This is a genomic window from Stenotrophomonas sp. YJH_SMC_57 (assembly GCF_059369755.1).
In genome coordinates this window covers 1-16,074 of record NZ_JCAFSZ010000020.1, presented here as the reverse complement: position 1 = coordinate 16,074, position 16,074 = coordinate 1, and the positions used below count along the sequence as shown (strand labels likewise).

Here is a 16,074-nt window from a genome sequence, read left to right as displayed (position 1 = left end):
CCCCGGCGGCCTTTCGCCATGGCAACAGGACGGTTCAATGAGTTACGACATGATGGTGTTCGAGGCGAGCGTCGCCCCACGCGAGGCCGCGGCTTTCATCGCCTGGTTCGAGAAGCAGACGCAGTGGAACGAGCGCCACGAGTACGATGACCCGGCGGTCAGCAGCCCGGCACTGCAGGCGTGGTTCGCGGAGATGGCACAGGAATTCCCGCCAATGAACGGGCCGTTGAGCAATGACGACGATGATCGTGCCGAGGTGACCGAGTACAGCATCGGTAGTCAGGTGATCTACGGCGCGTTTGCCTACTCGGTGGCAGAGCATGCACATGGCCGCGTACAGGATCTGGCCGAGAAGCACGGCGTGGGCTTCTTCGATGTGAGCGCCGATGAAGCGGCGATCGTGTTCCCCGATGGCCTGGTCCTGATCGCGTAGATCCACGCCGAAACGATCGAAGCGCGCTTCTGTAGGGTCGAGCCATGCTCGACTCCGGGGTCCATCTGCCGAGCATGGCTCGGCTCTACAGGAAGCGCGTCGCGCCCGCGTCAGAACAGCGTGCCCTGCACCGTGGGCTGTTCGATGCGCACCGGTGCTTCGGCCACCTCTTCCGCGCCCAGCCGCCAGGCCAGCCCCCCCAACCGGCTGGCGTGGCGCTTCAATGCGGCCTGCAGCACCTCGGCGCTGCCCGCCACATGCAGCACCTGGCGGGCGCGGGTCAGGCCGGTGTAGACCAGTTCGCGTGACAGCACGCGGCTGTCCTGGCGCGGCAGCTGCAACCACACTTCGTCGAACTCCGAACCCTGCGCCTTGTGCACGGTCATCGCGAAGGCGCTTTCGTGCGCCGGCAGTGCGGCCGGGTGGAAGGCGCGTGGCTGGTCGACGCTGTCGCCGGGGAACCAGGCCACCATCGCGCCGCTGCCATCGCGCAGGCAGATGCCGATATCGCCATTGAACAGGCGGTGACGGTAGCTGTTCTCGGTGACCAGCAGCAGCCGGCCCTGGAAGTAGCCCGGGGTATTGCCGGCCAGCAGCTGCTCAATGCGGCTGTTGAGCCCGCGTGCGCCCTGCGGGCCTTCGCGTAGTGCGGTCAGCACGCGCAGGCGTCCGGCCTGCTGCAGGGCGAGTACCGGATCGGCGGCATCGGCCAGCGCACGCCAGTGGCCCAGCAGGTGCTCGCGCTGGCCACGCAACGGGTCGGCTTCGCCTTCGTGGAAGTGCACGCCCGCCAGTTCACCGCTGCGCAGCAGCTGCAATGCGACGCTGCTGTCGCCTTCGCGCACGGCATGCGCGAGCGGTGCCAGGTCCAGTGCATCACTCTGCCGGTAACCGCGCTGCAGCTGCACACGGCGCCCGGCAAAAGCGCGTGGCGCGGCCTGCGGCTGCAACGTGACCGGCGCCAGCAGGCCATGCAACGCCTGCGCATCGTCGGCACGGGTGCCGATGCCATCACCGCTGGCACGCAGGATGGCGCTGAGCACGTCGCCGGCTTCCACCGACGGCAGCTGATCGGGGTCGCCAAGCAGGATCAGCCGGGTGCCACTGGCGATCGCATCAACCAGCTTGGCCATCATCGGCAGATCGATCATCGAGGCTTCGTCGACCACCACCACGTCCACCGGCAGCGGATTGTCGGCGTGGTGGCGGAAGCGCGGTGAATCGGGAATCACCCCGAGCAGGCGATGCAGGGTGGTGCCGGTGCTGGGCAGTGCCGCGCACAGCGCCGGGTCCAGCCCTTGTTCCTGCAGGCGTTGCACGGCGACGCGCAGGCTCTCGGCCATGCGCTCGGCGGCGCGACCGGTGGGCGCGGCCAGCGCGACCTCGGGCAGCGGCTGGCCGGCCTGCCGGGCCTGTGCGGCCAGCAGCAGCAACAGGCGCGCGATGGTGGTGGTCTTGCCGGTACCGGGACCGCCGGTGACCAGCGCCAGCGGATGGCGCAGGGTCACGCCGGCCGCGCGCGCCTGGTGATCTTCGCTGCCCGACGCCTGCGGGAACAGCTGCGCGAACAATGGTGCCAACGCCGCCATGTCCGGCACCGGCAGCGGATGCCGGCCGATGCGCTGCAGCCCGGCGGCCAGCTGGCGTTCGTACTCGCGGTAGCGGCGCAGGTAGAGCAGGCCGTTTTCCAACACCAGCGGTGCGTCCTCGGCGATGGCCTCGGCCTGCTCCGGCGTCGCCACCCACGGCGACGCACGCAGCTGCGCCAGCCAGTCCTGCGCGGCAGGCCACTCGGGCACGCCTTCCAGCAGCCGCTGTGGTTGCGCCGGATCGAACGCTGCATGGCCTTGCGAGACCGCCAGCGAGGCCAGCGCGGCGGCCAGCGCCACGCCGTCCGGGGTGTCGTCGCGCAGTCGCTGCAGGCTGGTCGCCAGTGCGTGGTCGAGGGTACGCAGCAGGCCTTTCTGGTGTAGTTCCTTCAGCAGGCTCATGCGCTGGCTCCACGGGCACGTGCGGCCAGCTCGGCCTGGGCCTGTTCGCCACCGGCGAACAACGCGTCGAGTGCATCGACCAGCGCCAGCGGGAAACGATCCACATGCACGCCGTTGCCGGCGGCATCCAGGCCGCGGCAGAACAGGTAGCGGATGCCGCCCATGTTGCGCTCGTAGTCATAGGCCGCGCCCAGGCGGAAACGCAGCCAGCGATGCAGCGCCACCGTATAGATCAGCGCCTGCAGGTCGTACTCGCTGTGGCGCATGGCAATGGCCAGCAGGTCCGGGCTGTAGCCCGGCAGGCGGTTGGATTTGTAGTCGAGCACGTACCAGCGCCCGTCGCGCACGTAGGTGAGGTCGATCATGCCGGTCATCAGCCCTTCCAGCCGACGGCGCTGGCCAAAACCACGGCGCGCACTGGAAACCCCATGTGCGTGCAGCACCTGCAACAGCGCCGGCACCGCGGTCGGCTCGATGGCGAAATGGAAGTCGATTTCCGCACGGCGCTCGCCTTCATCCAGGCTGTACAGCGCACCGCCCTCGGGCAGCGGCACGGTCAGGGTGTGGCCGACCAGTGGCACCAGTACCGCCTCGCCATCGTCCAGGTCGGCGTCGGCGTAGCCTTCGTCGTGCAGCGCCTTGCGCAGCACCTCGGCCTGCCCCTCAGGGGCTTCCAGGCCCGGTCGCCAATCACCCCAGGCGGCGAAGTCGACGTTCTCCATCGCCTCGTGCAGCACATTGCCGAAGCGGCTGCCCATGAAGCGCGGGTCGATCGGCGTGCTGTCCCCGGCGGCCGCAGCGGGCTCCGGCAACGCCGGCTCCAACGGCAGTTCCGGGCCCGCCGGTTCGTCGGCGGCAGGCGCCGGCAGCTCGGTGGCGGCGGCTTCGATGTCACTGCCGGCACCGGCATCGGCGTGCGCCAGCTGGGTGAAGCTGTATACCCACCAGTCGTGCGGCACGCGCCGGGTCAGTGCGCGCACGGCAGGCAGCTCACCCTCCACTTCGGCGGCGAGCTGCGGCAGTGAGGCCGGCGCTTCGCTGTCATCAATGTGCACGTCATCATGGGCGCGCAGCATTTGCAGATCACCCAGCAACGGCGCGAGCCGCGTCTTTGCCAGCCCGGCCAGATCGCCCACCGCAATCCACAGCGCATGCTCGGCGCGGGTCAGGCCGACATACAGCAGGCGCGCGTCCTCGGCGCGCTGTTCGCGCTCGCGCTGGGCGCTGGCCGTTTCCCAGGCCTCGTTCTTGTCCAGCTTCCAGTGCAGCTGGCGCTCGCCAGCCACGTGCACGGTGCAGTGCGAGGCGCTGTTCGGTGCACCGCCGTCGATGCCGACGAAGGGCAGGAACACCAGCGGATACTCCAGGCCCTTGCTCTTGTGCAGGGTGATGATCTGCACGCGGCGCGCATCCGATTCCAGGCGCAGCAGCTGCTGCTCGTCATCCTGGTCGGCGCTGGCCATCTGCCCCTGCAGCCAGTCCAGCAGGCCGTGCATGCCCAGCGCCTGCGCCGAGGCTTCCTGCAGCAGTTCGCCCAGCTGCAGGTAGTTGGTCAGGCGGCGCTCGCCGTCGATCAGCGCCAGCAGGCGTTCGCCCTGTGCGGCGCAGACATCGGCGATCACTGCGAACGGCCCACCGCGCTGCCAGCGCTCGCGCCAATGCAGCAGCTGCGCCTGGAACCCACGTTGCAGGTCGCCCTCGCGTTCCATCGCCGCGATCGCACTCGCCCGCTGGCCAAGCAGCACGGTCGCCAGCGCTGTTCGCAGCCGCCCTTCATCGGCCGGTTGCAGCAGTGCCAGCAGCAGCGCGCGCAGATCACGTGCCTCGCTGGTGGCGAACAGGCTCTGCTTGCCCGCCGCCACGGCGGGAATACCGACCGCTGCCAGCGCGCGCTGCACCAGCGTCGCCTCGCGGTGCGAGCGCACCAGAACCGCAATGTCGCCCGGCTGCACCGGGCGCCCACGCAACACGGCGTTACCGGCGCGCGCATCGACCAGGACCTGGTGGATCGCGGCCACGCACGCTTGGGTGGCCGCGTCGCGCGAGGCATCGGCACTCATCGCCTTGTCGCCGCCGCTGCGCAGCACGCGCAGGGTCAGTGCCACGGCGGCCTCGCCATTACGCAGGTAATCTGCATCGATGCGCACGCCACCAGGTCGCACCGGTTCGAACTGGATGTCGCGCTCGAGGAACGCGTCTTCGCCACCGTTGTCGTACAGCGCCTGCAGGGCACGCAGCACGGCCGGGCGTGAACGGAAGTTCTGGTCCAGCACCGGTGCCTGCTGCGCCACCTGTTTGGCCTTCAGGTAGGTATGGATGTCGCCACCGCGGAAACCGTAGATCGCCTGCTTCGGATCGCCGATCAGGAACAGCGCCGGCGCCAGGCCCAGCTCGCGCACTTCCGGCGAATCACCGAACACGGTGTGGAAGATGCCCCACTGGCGGTCGTCGGTGTCCTGGAACTCATCGACCAGCGCGATGCGGTACTGCGCGCGCAGCTGCCTGACCAGCGCCAGGCGCTGCGGCCCTTCCAGGGCCAGTGCCACGCCATCGATCAGGTCGTCGTAGGTCTGCACACGACGCGTGCGCTTCAGCGCCTGCAGGCGCTGCGTGGCTTCCGCGCGAAGCGCGTGCAGAAAATTCAGCGCGGTGGCACGCAACCAGGCATCGCGCTCGGCCAGCAGCGCGACGTAGCGGGCCAGCGGCCCCTGCAGCGGCGATGATGGCGTGCGCTCGGCGAATTTCTTGTTGGTCTTGGCGGCCAGCGCCTCCGGCAGCAGCGCCGGCAGGCGTTCGTTGGCCAACAGCTCGCGCGGATCGGCGCGCTCGGCCCAGGCCAGCAGCTGCCGGCCCAGCGGATGCAGCCAGCCCAGCTTGTACGACCCGCCGTTGATCCACTTGTTGTCGACCGCATCACAGAGGTCGAAGAAGAACGGCTCGCCATGCTCGCGCAGCGCCTGTTGCAGTTCGGCAGCGTTGGCCTGCAATGCCGGATGTGGATCGGCCGGCACCACCGGCTGTGGCAACGGATGCAGTGGCGGCGCCGCCAGCAGCGCGCGCAGATCGGCGGCCAGTGCATCCGGGGTGGACCACAGCCAGGTCAGCGGCTCCAGCGTGGCCGGATCATTGGCGTGCACGCGCCACAGATCGGCGGCGAGCTCTTCCAGCAGCTCGCGGTCACTGGCCAGCAGCTCCGGCGGATCGAAGGTATGGCCGCTTTCCAGCGCGTGCTCGCGCAGCACGCGGGTGCAGAAGCCGTGGATGGTGAAGATCGAAGCCAGGTCGATCTCGTCGGCGGCGACCTGCAGGCGACGCTTCAGCGCAGCGGCGCTCTCGGTGCCACCCTGCAGATGGCGCTGCAGCACCTCCCGCGTCAAGCGCACATCCGGTGCCTCGCCCTCGGCCGGTTCCAGATCGACCAGGCGCGCGGCCAGCGCCAGCCGCTCGCGGATGCGCTTGCGCAGTTCCTGGGTGGCGGCGTCGGTGAAGGTCACCGCCAGGATCTGGCCGATGCGCAGCCCCTGCTCCACCACCAGGCGGGTGAACAGCGTGGCCAGGGTGAAGGTCTTGCCGGTGCCGGCGCTGGCCTCGATCAGGCGGATGCCCTCCAGTGGCAGGGCCAGGTAGGGATCGCCCGCCATGCGCTGGGATTCCTCATCTGCGATGGCGCTGTTCATGCGCTGCCCTCCTGGCCTGCCGCGGCGCCCAGGGTGCGGCCTTCCCGCACCGCACTGAAGACCACTTGGCTGTTGCGCAGCAGATCGGCGTAGCCGGCATCGGTGGCGAACGGATCGGCACCGCGCAACAGCAGCTGCCAGGCGTCGCTGCTGGATTCACCCCAGCTGCGGTCGCTGCCATGCCACTGCTTCCAGCCTTCGCTGCGCTGTTTCTCGCCGTCCGTGTTGTAGAGCACCCAGCCGGTATAGGGGGCGAAGCGCAGCGGTTCACGCAGGCCACGCTGGCGCAGCTGCAGCAGTGCGCGCAGCGCGGCGCGGGCAGCAGGCACGCTCAGTGCTGGCAGCACATGCGGGCCCGGACCGGCATCGCCGCCATCGTGGAACTGCACCAACGGCAGGGCATCGCCGGCGGCGTTGGCCAACAGCCAGTCCAGGCCCTGGCGGATCACCGCATTGCCGTTGAGGGTGCCGGCGCGCAGGCGCACCAGCCCTTCGGGATGCCGATCGGTCACCCGCCCATGCAGCCGCACGCCGTCGATATCGACTTCATACCGGCGGCTTTCCAATGGTTCGCCCTGCATCCAGCCCAGCAGCGCGCTGGCATACGGACGGGTCTTCAGCTGCTCCACTTCGAACTGGCGCTCACCCAATGCACCGGAGGGCAGCAGGCCACGCGCGCGCAACCGCGGATACAGCGGCTCGCTGTCGCCATTGAGCGTGGCACGCACCACCGCCGCCTGCACGCTGCGCTTTTCCGGGCCGCGCGACGACAGCACCAACGGCTCCAGGTCATCCACTTCTTCAACCTCGTCGGCCAGGCGCAGGCCCAGCGACTGCGCCAGGAACTGCCCGGCCGGGTCACACAGGAAGCGGCGCAGGGTATCGAGTGCGACCTCGTTCTCCACGGCATCGTCGAGCGGTGGCGGCAACGGCGCGTCGAACCAGGGCAGCAGGCCACCCCGCTGGCCGGTGAGGCGACCGGCCGCCGGATGCCACTGCCGCCGATAGCTGAAACGGCGCGGATCGCCATCGCCGAATGCAGCAGGCGAGAACGGCTGCAGCGCATGGCGCACGGTGAAGTCACGCGCGGCCGCCTCCGGATCCAGGTGATAGGCGGCAGCGGCATCGATCAGTTCACTGACCAGCACCGATGGCTCGCGCACGCTTCCATCACGTGGATCGGCGCCGAGATAGCTCAGGTAGAACACCTCCTGCGCAGCGGCAAACAGCTGCAGGAACAGGAAGCGGTCGTCCTCGCGAGTGGAACGGTCACCCGGGCGGCGGCGCGGTGTATCCAGCTCGGCGGTGAGCTGGTTGAGTCCCGCGGCCGGGTCGCGACGCGGGAAATCGCCGTCATTCAGGCCCAGCACGCAGATCACCCGGAATGGCAGCAGGCGCATCGGCACCATGCGGCCGAAGCTGATGCCACCGGTCAGCAACGGTGCGCGCGTGTCGGCCTCGCCCAGTGCCCCGGCGAAGTGCGCACGCACCACCTCCGGTGGCACGCCTTCGTTGAAGCCGGCCTTGGCAGCGTCCTCGGCAAACTGGTTGAGCAGCTTGCGCAGGCGCTCCAGCGCGCGCTGGCTGTTGGGCGAACTGGGCGCGGTCGGCAGCAGCGCGTCCAGCAGCGACAGCAGGCGCTGCCGCCACTGCGCCGGGGTCAGCAGTTCGCCGAGTCGGCGCTGGTAGACCGCCAGTACGCGCAGCAGGCGCAGCAGCCGGTCCAGCGCTTCCAACGCACCGCCCTCCAGCTCGATCCACGGCGCCACACCGGCCAGGTCGGCCTCGCTACCGGTGGCATGGCCAAGCACCAGCCGGTCCAGCGCGAACTGCCAGGTGTAGGCATCGTCGGCCGGTGCCTGGTGCTGGTCGCGATGCTTCGCATCCAGGCCCCAACGCGCACCCGCCTGCTGCAGCCAACCATGCAGGCGGTCGAAGTCCACCGCTTCCAGACCGGCCGCCTCGGCCAGCGGTGCGCTGGCCAGCAGGTCCAGCACCTCGTTCAGGCCAAAGCGCGAGACCGGCAGGCCCAACAGATGCACGAACACATCGGCCAGCGGCTCGCCGGCCAGTGGGCTGCTGTCGGCCAGCGCATAGGGGATGTGCTCTTCTTCGCCGCCACGGCCGCCGAACACGGCTTCCAGGTACGGCACGTACGGATCGATGTCCGGCGCCAGCACCGCGATCTCGCGTGCCTGCAGCGGCGGGTCGAAACGCGCGTCCTGCAGCAGGCTGCGCAGCTGGTCGTGCAGCACCTGCAGTTCGCGCAGGCGGGTGTGGCAGGCGTGCACCTGCAGGCTGGGATCGTCGCTGCGCAGCCCGTCGCGCAGCTCGCCCGAAGGCAGCGCACGGCGATGGAACAGATCGCGCTGCAGGCGATGCAGCAGGCTGTCGGACAGGCCGCCTTCGTCCAGGGCCGGCCGGGTGTCTTCTTCCGGGTCGGAATAGGCGGCGATCTCGCCGGCCGGGTGCACCACCTCGTAGCTGCCCAGCACCGCCATGAAGTCGCGGCCCGCGGCGCCCCAGGCTTCGAGCAGGCGGTTCTCGCCGGCCGCTTCCCCGAACGGATCCGGCGCACCGCTGCGCAGGCGCTCGGCCAGGGTCTGCAGGTCGCCCCAGTACGACTGCACGGGCGTGGGCATGTAGAAATGCAGCTCGCCCACCCGTGCCTGGGTGGCCATCACCCGCAGCACGTCGGGGGAGATGTTGAGCGTCGCGAACGCGGACATGCGCAGCGGCAAGCCCTTCGGCAACGGCTGGCCCGCCCCTTCGAAGCGGTCCAGGTACTCCTGGATGCGGCGCGCACGGTAATCGTGGCCACGGGTGATGGTGCGCCACAGGATCGCCTGCGGATCGGCCGGATCGGCACCGGCCGCCCAGCGCAGCAGCCAGTCACGGCGCCAGGCCTGGTACTTCTCGAACACCGAGGCCAGTTCGCCAGCCAGCGCCCACGGCTTCAATGCGTCGCCACCGGCAAGGTAGGACTGCAGCGCGCGCATCGGTGGCTGTGCCAGCAGCGCCGGATCGCGCAGTGCCTGGTACAGCCGCCAGTGCAGGCCGGCCGCGTCCAGATCGTCCTGCTCGCCGCTGACGTTGGCCTTCAGCGCCCGGGCCACGAACTCGCCCGGGGTGAGGAATTCGAGGTTGGCGGCAACGCCGAACTCGGCGGCCAGTGTCGCTTGCAGCCAGCGCCGCATCGCCACCTGCGGGATCAGCACCACTTCCGGTGCCAACAGCGGTTGGCCCGCGACCGGCGCGCGCACGTTACGCGCCAGCAGTGCGGCCAGCACGTCCAGGGAATTGGAATGGTAGAGGCGGAAATCGCTGCCTGGGTCACTCATCATGCACAGTGTGCAGGACGGCAGGCAGTATTCAATGGTCGGCCCGTCACCGGTACGGATTGTTCCGGGGCAGGCGCCGATTGTCCCGGCCTGCGCCAAGCCTTGTCGTGCAACAATACTGCACCGTCCAGTCTGCTTATGTTCAGCCGACGGGCCCGATCCTTCGATGTCTAAAAAACGTTAATGGTGCCCATGTCGGCTTCCGCCTCCAGTCTGGTGCAGTTATCCAACGTCCGCATCGACCGGAGCGGGCGCACGATCCTGCGCGATGTGTCGCTGCAGGTGCCCAAGGGCAGCATCACCGCCGTACTGGGTCCGTCCGGCAGCGGCAAGTCGACCCTGCTGGCGGCACTGACCGGCGAACTGCGCCCGGTCGCCGGCGACGTCACCCTGTTCGGCAAGCCGATCCCGCACGACAGCAGCGCGCTGCTGGAAATGCGCAAGAGCGTGGGCGTGCTGCTGCAGGGCAACGGCCTGCTGACCGACCTCACCGTGGCCGAGAACGTGGCGCTGCCGCTGCGCACGCACACCCGCCTGCCGACCGCCGTACTGCGCCAACTGGTGCAGATGAAGCTGCATGCGGTGGGCCTGCTGGCCGCCGCCGATGCGTGGCCGCGCGAGCTGTCCGGCGGCATGGCGCGCCGTGTGGCGCTGGCCCGCGCGCTGGCCCTGGACCCGCCGCTGATGATCTACGACGAGCCGCTGACCGGGCTCGACCCGATCGCCTCGGGGGTGATCATGAGCCTGATCCAGCGCCTCAACCACAGCCTGGGCCTGACCAGCATCATCGTCAGCCACCACGTGCACGAGACCCTGCCGATCTGCGACCAGGTGATCGCCATCGCCAATGGCGGCATCGTGTTCCAGGGCACGCCCGAGGCGCTGCAGTCCAGCCAGGACCCGCTGCTTCGGCAGTTCCTGCATGGCCAGCCCGATGGCCCCATTCCGTTCGATGCCGCGCCGCGCGCGAGGGTTGCCTGATGCCGTTCGTGCAAGCCACCCGTTCGCTGGGCCGCGCCGGCCTGTTCTCGCTGACCGTGCTGCGCGGTTCGCTGCCCACGCGTGATTTCCTGGCCGAGCTGACCCGCGAGATCTACAAGATCGGCGCGCGCTCGCTGCCGATCATCGCCGTCGGCGGCGCCTTCGTCGGCCTGGTGCTGACCCTGCAGGGTTACCGCACGCTGACCACCTTCGGTGCGGCCGATGCGCTGTCGACCCTGCTCGGCCTGTCGCTGTACCGAGAGCTGGCGCCGGTGCTGACCGCGCTGCTGTTCATCGGTCGCGCCGGCAGTTCCATCGCCGCCGAACTGGGGCTGATGCGTGCCACCGACCAGATCAAGGCGCTGGAACTGATGGCGATCGATCCGGTGGCCAAGGCGGTGGCGCCGCGCTTCTGGGCGGCGGTGCTGACCGTGCCGCTGCTGACCGGCATCTTCTGCTCGCTGGCGATCAGTGCCAGCTACTTCGAAGCGGTGCATGTGCTGGGCCTGGACAACGGCGTGTTCTGGTCGGCGCTGCGCAACAGCGTCGATTTCTGGGATGACTTCGGCGTGGCGATGCTGAAGTCGGCGATCTTCGGCGGCACCGCCGCGCTGGTCGCCGCCTACGTTGGTTTCCACGCCGAGCCGACCATCGAGGGCACCTCGGTGGCGACCACCCGTGCGGTGGTCAACGCCTCGCTGCTGGTGCTGATGTTCAACTTCGTGCTGTCGGCAATGTTGTTCACCTAACCCCTCCACCGGCGGTGCGCAGGCGCGCGCGGCCACTACGACTCGATCAGGTAATCCACATGGCCATCCGCGGTCCCAGACTCGAATTCTCCGTCGGCGCCTTCCTGCTGCTGGCCCTGGCCTCGCTGATGGTGCTGGCCGTGGCCTCGACCAACCAGCGCTGGAGCTGGGGAAGCCAGGGCTACGAGCTGAAAGCACGCTTCTCCCAGGTCGGCCAGCTGCGCAAGCAGGCCCCGGTGAAGATCGGCGGCGTCACCGTGGGCCAGGTCGCCTCGATCGACCTGGACCCGGTGAAGTTCGAATCGATCGTGACCCTGCACATGGACAGCAAGGTCAAGGACCTGCCGGCAGACACCTCGGCCGGCATCTTCACCAGTGGTTTGCTCGGCGAGAGCTATATCGGTCTGCAGCCGGGCGGTGATCCGGACGTGCTGAAGGCCGGCGACGAGATCGTCTTCACCCAGCCCGCCGTGGACCTGATCCAGCTGGTCGGCAAGTACATGTTCAGTGGCGGCGCCGGTGGCGGCGCTGGTCAGAAGCCCAACGATGGCGCGCAGGCGCCTGCAACGGAACCGCAACCATGAAGATGAAACTGATCCCGGCCCTGCTCGCTTCGGCGCTGCTGGCAGCTACTCCGTTCCTCGCCCAGGCCCAGGCCGCCGCCCCCGCCGCAGCTGCGACGCAGGGCCAGGCCGGCAAGGTGGTGATCGATGCCAGCACGCGCATCCTCACCACCCTGCAGCAGCGCCGGAGCGAGTTCAGCAGCAACCCGTCCAGCCTGCGCAGCTACATCGACAGCGAACTGAACCGCACCTTCGACCGCGACTATGCCGCGCGCCTGGTGCTGGGCCCGCACGCCCGCGGCGCTTCGGATGCCGACATCAAGCTGTTCGCCGATGCCATGGCCGACAGCCTGATGCAGCGCTACGGCTCGACCCTGCTCAACATCCAGGGCAAGCCGAGCTTCCGCCTGAAGGGCGAGAGCCCGCTGCCGGGCAACCGCGGCGTGCGCGTCAGCACAGAACTGGTGCGTGCCGGCAGCGAGCCGACCCCGGTCGAGTACTGGATGCGCAACGTCAACGGCCAGTGGAAGATCTTCGATGTCAACATCGAAGGCATCTCCTACGTGCAGACCTTCCGCAACCAGTTCGACACCCCGCTGCGCCAGAAGGGCATCAAGCAGGTGGCCAGCGAGCTGCACAGCGGCAGCATGCAGGCCGGGCCCGCGGGCAATGGCAAGTAACGCACTGGCACTGCTGGAGGGCGACACCCTGCGCCTGCGCGGGGTGCTGGATCGTGCCGCAGTGATCGCATTGTGGCCGCAGCTGCAGGCGCTGCCCGCCCAGCTGGCACGGCTGGAGCTGGGCGAGGTCGAGCGCGTGGACAGCGCCGGCCTGGCCCTGCTGGCCGAACTGGCGGCACGTGCACGCAAGGCCGGCCACCCGCTGGCGATCTCCGGCGCGCCGGCCGGCTACAACGAGCTGAGCGCGGCCTACCGGCTGTCGCCCGACCTGGATTTCAACGCTACTTCTGCTGCGAGCTGACATGAACGTCGTACGCACTCTCCCCCTGATCGTCCTGGCCACCGCCCTGACCGCCTGCGCCGGCAAGCCCGCACGCAGCGATGCACCGGCGGCCAGCACCGTGGTTCCGGCCAATGCCGCTGCCGAAGCCCCCGCTGCAGTTGCCGATGGCGGAACGATCGACCCTGCCGTGGCCGTTCCGGCGGCGCAGGCGCCGGTTGCCGCGCCCCCATCGCCGGCCACGCCGGCAGCGCCGGCAGCGCCCGTTGATGGCAATGCAGCGAATACCGCAGCAGCCACCGCAGCCGGCGGCGACGATGATTTCGACGCCCTCTATGGCGGCGCCGGCAATACCACCAACGCGGCGGCCTACGATCCGTGGGAACCGTTCAACCGCAAGGTGCATACCTTCAACAACGCGGTCGACCGCGGCATCGCCCGTCCGCTGGCGACCGCCTATACCCATGTGGTGCCGCGCTTCGCCCGCACCGGCGTCAGCAACTTCTTCAGCAACCTGCGTGCACCGGTGACCATCACCAACCAGCTGCTGCAGGGCCGTGGTGCCGATGCGTGGGACAGCCTGGGCCGCTTCCTGATGAACAGCACGCTGGGTATCGGCGGCCTGTTCGATCCGGCCAGCAAGGCGATGGTGCCGCGTCGCAATGAAGACTTCGGCCAGACCCTGGGCGTGTGGGGCTGGCGTCGCTCGCGCTACGTGGAACTGCCGTTCTTCGGCCCGCGTACCGTGCGTGATGTGTTCGGCCTGGCCGGTGACATTCCGCTGTCGCCTATCCGCCGCATCGAAGAAGACAAGGTCCGCATCGGCCTGCAGGGCCTGCAGCTGGTCGATACCCGCGCACAGCTGCTGGCGATCGACGACCTGCGCGACACCGCCGTGGACGAGTACTCGCTGGTCCGCGATGCGTGGATGCAGCGCCGCAACTACCAGATCGAGAACGATCTGCGCAGCAAGCGCGAGCGTGGCCATGACGATGCCAATTCGCCGATCCCGGTCGATGCGATGCCGATGCCGCAGTGGACCCACTGAGTCGTTTCATCGCTGCATGAAAAACCCCGCCTCTGCGGGGTTTTTCTTTGCCTTTGATTGCAGTCCGGGGCTCCCGCCCTGAATCCAAGCGGGCGCCTCACCGCAGCCACTGCCGCCAGTGGTGATGGACTACAACTGCTTGTCGAGGCTGATCTGCACCCCGTGGTCACGGTCGTCGCCGCTGCCGACCAGGCCGCGATAGTCCACCTTCAGGCCCCAGTTGCGGCCGAAGTCGAACATCACGCCGGCGCCGAGCACCCACCGGTTGCGGTCGAAGCCATCCAGCGTGGTGCGGTAGAACGGCAGCTCGCCGAGGTCGGCGTACTGCAGGGTGGCCACGCCACTGCCGCTGAAATCGTGCTGGTATTCCACCCTCAGCTGCGGCGTCCACGCGCCCCACCGTGCAACCCGCCGTACTTCGACGCGCAGGCCGGCGTTGCCGGTGGTGGCATCGACCTCCTGGCTGCCATAGCGCAGCGCGAACAGATCGCTGCCCTGCTCGGCATAATGGTCCAGCGAGCCCTGCGAGGCATCCAGGCGCGCATATGGCGTGAACTGCCAGTCGCCGCGGGCCAGGTCGGCGCCGAAGGCCAGCGAACCGAACCATTGGCTGCCGTTGCGGCGTGCATGCGCGAAGCTGCCATCTGCGGTCACGTAGCGACGCAGGGTGTAGTCCAGCAGCTGGTGGCCGACCAGCGCATCCACGAACAGGCTGCGGCCCAGGCTGTAGCTTGCATACAACGCCATGCTGTAGGCCTGGCCATCGCTGCGGCTGCCACGCTCGCCAACATCGCTGCGATCGCGTCCATACCCCAGCGCGGCACCCACCGCGAGGGTGTCACTGAGCCGGCGGTCGGCACCGATGGTGACACCATCGGTCTCGAAGTCGACTCCGCTGCGCTGGCCGCCCTCGTTGCGCCCGGAGCGGATCGTGCCGCCCACCCACAGGCCCAACGGTGCCTGCGAGTTTGCTGCCGGATCGGGCACCGCCGGCGCCGGTTCGCGATCGAACGGCTGGCGACGCTGCGCATCGCAGTCCGGGCCCGGCACGTTGCCCACCATCGGTTCACAGCGTCGTGGCGCGTACGACAAGCTCAGGTTGTTGCTGAAGCCGTTGCTGCGGCTGGCGCCATGCAGCCGCTGCATGCGCTGCTGCAGGTTTTCGATCTGCGAATTGGCGAATCGACGGGCCGCATCGCGCTGTGCCGACAGCAGGCCACGTACTTCCGGATCCTGGGTCGGATCGGGCCGCGGCGCGATCTGCACGACGTAGTCGTGGCTTCCGCTGAAGCCCAGCGCGTCGGTCGCAGTGATAGTGAAGGCGAACGCACCCGCGGCGGTCGGCGTGCCGGCCAGGCCACCGGCCGGTTCCAGCGTCACTCCATCCGGTAGTGCACCGGCGCTGAGGACATAGCGATAGGGTGCGGTGCCACCAGCAGCGGCCAGGCGCTGCTCGTAGCGGTGGCCGAACAGTCCCGCCGGCAGGGCAGACGGGGTCAGGGTCAGTACGGGTGCCGACACATTCAACGTGTAGGCTTGGGTGGCCGAACCTGCGCCACCGATGGTGGCATCACTGACAGCGACGCTGAAGCCGAAGCTGCCCGCCACGCTCGGGGTACCCGCGATGCGCCCGGTGCTCGCATCCAGCACCAGGCCCGCCGGCAACGCACCACTGGCCAGCGTGTAGCGATAAGGCGCCAGACCGCCGGTGGTCGCGAAAGCCAGCGTGTAGCTGCTGCCGGCCGTCGAGGCCGGCAACGCGCCGGCGACCGGAGTCAGCGACAGGGCAGGCGCGGCGATCGTCAGCGTATAGGCCTGCACCAGACGGGCCGGTGTGCCAGTGGTGCTGTCGGTGATCGTCGCGCTGACGGTGAAGCTGCCCGACTGCGTTGGCGTACCGGACAAGGTGGCGCTGGCGGCATCGAACGACAACCCGGCGGGCAGCGTGCCCGACAACGCTACGTGATACGGCGCGATGCCGCCGCTGGCGGTGAACACCATCTGGTAAGGGCTGCCTGCGGTGCCGCCCGCCAGCGTGCCCGGGGTCGCCACCAGCACCGGACTGGCCACCACCAGGCTGTAGCTCTGGGTGATGCTGGCCGGCGTACCGCCGGTACTGTCGGTGATCGTCGCACTCAGCGCGAATGTGCCCGACTGCGTCGGCGTACCCGACAACATGCCGCTGGCGGTATCGAAGGTCATACCGGCCGGCAGCGAACCACTGAGCACCACGTGGTACGGCGCGATGCCGCCCGTCGCGGTGATCGCCTGCTGATAGGCCGTGCCGGCGGTGCCGCCAGCGAGCGTGCCCGGGGTCGCCGCCAGCACCGG

The 16,074-nt window shown here is 69.0% G+C and carries 11 protein-coding genes; 7 read left to right on the top strand and 4 right to left on the bottom strand.

The genetic code is table 11. From position 1 onward, the window contains the following. Positions 1-37 precede the first annotated feature (37 nt). The gene (locus AC5P7U_RS20050) at positions 38-433 is read left to right on the top strand and encodes a hypothetical protein (RefSeq protein ID WP_006478493.1); all 396 of its coding nucleotides are present in this window, start codon (positions 38-40) and stop codon (positions 431-433) included. A gap of 110 nt (positions 434-543) precedes the next feature. Here the strand turns inward: AC5P7U_RS20050 and recD are convergent, their stop codons facing one another. Genes recD through recC form a run of 3 tightly spaced genes read right to left on the bottom strand, consistent with a single transcriptional unit; the run spans position 544 to position 9,445 of the window. Next, complete coding sequence (gene recD, locus AC5P7U_RS20045) at positions 544-2,424, bottom strand: exodeoxyribonuclease V subunit alpha (protein WP_495221396.1); 1,881 nt, start codon at positions 2,422-2,424, stop codon at positions 544-546. Then, on the bottom strand, positions 2,421-6,101 hold the full coding sequence (gene recB, locus AC5P7U_RS20040) for an exodeoxyribonuclease V subunit beta (RefSeq protein ID WP_495221395.1): 3,681 nt from the start codon (positions 6,099-6,101) through the stop codon (positions 2,421-2,423). Before recB ends, recD begins: the two co-directional genes overlap by 4 nt. Next, a complete protein-coding gene (gene recC / locus AC5P7U_RS20035; protein ID WP_495221394.1) occupies positions 6,098-9,445 on the bottom strand; it encodes an exodeoxyribonuclease V subunit gamma in 3,348 nt (1,115 codons plus the stop codon). Before recC ends, recB begins: the two co-directional genes overlap by 4 nt. 189 nt (positions 9,446-9,634) lie before the next feature. On the opposite strand from recC, the gene AC5P7U_RS20030 reads away from it, so the two are divergent. The 6 genes from AC5P7U_RS20030 to AC5P7U_RS20005 are packed head-to-tail and all read left to right on the top strand — an operon-like array spanning position 9,635 to position 13,743. Beyond that, positions 9,635-10,423: an ABC transporter ATP-binding protein gene (locus AC5P7U_RS20030; RefSeq protein ID WP_040009260.1), complete on the top strand. Its 789-nt coding sequence runs from the start codon at positions 9,635-9,637 to the stop codon at positions 10,421-10,423. After that, positions 10,423-11,172 (top strand): MlaE family lipid ABC transporter permease subunit, encoded by a 750-nt coding sequence (locus AC5P7U_RS20025; protein ID WP_005414955.1) that lies wholly within the window; start codon positions 10,423-10,425, stop codon positions 11,170-11,172. Before AC5P7U_RS20030 ends, AC5P7U_RS20025 begins: the two co-directional genes overlap by 1 nt. A 59-nt stretch (positions 11,173-11,231) precedes the next feature. Next, on the top strand, positions 11,232-11,756 hold the full coding sequence (gene mlaD, locus AC5P7U_RS20020) for an outer membrane lipid asymmetry maintenance protein MlaD (RefSeq protein ID WP_006478706.1): 525 nt from the start codon (positions 11,232-11,234) through the stop codon (positions 11,754-11,756). Next, positions 11,753-12,415 (top strand): MlaC/ttg2D family ABC transporter substrate-binding protein, encoded by a 663-nt coding sequence (locus AC5P7U_RS20015; RefSeq protein ID WP_006478707.1) that lies wholly within the window; start codon positions 11,753-11,755, stop codon positions 12,413-12,415. Before mlaD ends, AC5P7U_RS20015 begins: the two co-directional genes overlap by 4 nt. Further along, positions 12,405-12,716 carry an STAS domain-containing protein gene (locus AC5P7U_RS20010; protein ID WP_008266246.1) on the top strand — a complete coding sequence of 104 codons (312 nt, stop codon included), beginning with the start codon at positions 12,405-12,407 and terminating at the stop codon, positions 12,714-12,716. The genes AC5P7U_RS20015 and AC5P7U_RS20010 overlap by 11 nt, the downstream gene beginning before the upstream one ends. 1 nt (position 12,717) lies before the next feature. Beyond that, positions 12,718-13,743: an MlaA family lipoprotein gene (locus AC5P7U_RS20005; protein ID WP_197563718.1), complete on the top strand. Its 1,026-nt coding sequence runs from the start codon at positions 12,718-12,720 to the stop codon at positions 13,741-13,743. 129 nt (positions 13,744-13,872) lie between these two features. On the opposite strand, the gene AC5P7U_RS20000 is transcribed toward AC5P7U_RS20005, so the two are convergent. Then, the coding region (locus tag AC5P7U_RS20000; RefSeq protein ID WP_495221393.1) for an autotransporter domain-containing protein at positions 13,873-16,074 on the bottom strand (2,202 nt) is incomplete at its 5' end.

Coding starts and splice junctions, on each gene's coding strand:
- AC5P7U_RS20050 (WP_006478493.1), top strand. CDS start 38: ATGAGTTACGACATGATGGTGTTCGAGGCGAGCGTCGCCCCACGCGAG.
- recD (WP_495221396.1), bottom strand. CDS start 2,424: ATGAGCCTGCTGAAGGAACTACACCAGAAAGGCCTGCTGCGTACCCTC.
- recB (WP_495221395.1), bottom strand. CDS start 6,101: ATGAACAGCGCCATCGCAGATGAGGAATCCCAGCGCATGGCGGGCGAT.
- recC (WP_495221394.1), bottom strand. CDS start 9,445: ATGATGAGTGACCCAGGCAGCGATTTCCGCCTCTACCATTCCAATTCC.
- AC5P7U_RS20030 (WP_040009260.1), top strand. CDS start 9,635: ATGTCGGCTTCCGCCTCCAGTCTGGTGCAGTTATCCAACGTCCGCATC.
- AC5P7U_RS20025 (WP_005414955.1), top strand. CDS start 10,423: ATGCCGTTCGTGCAAGCCACCCGTTCGCTGGGCCGCGCCGGCCTGTTC.
- mlaD (WP_006478706.1), top strand. CDS start 11,232: ATGGCCATCCGCGGTCCCAGACTCGAATTCTCCGTCGGCGCCTTCCTG.
- AC5P7U_RS20015 (WP_006478707.1), top strand. CDS start 11,753: ATGAAGATGAAACTGATCCCGGCCCTGCTCGCTTCGGCGCTGCTGGCA.
- AC5P7U_RS20010 (WP_008266246.1), top strand. CDS start 12,405: ATGGCAAGTAACGCACTGGCACTGCTGGAGGGCGACACCCTGCGCCTG.
- AC5P7U_RS20005 (WP_197563718.1), top strand. CDS start 12,718: ATGAACGTCGTACGCACTCTCCCCCTGATCGTCCTGGCCACCGCCCTG.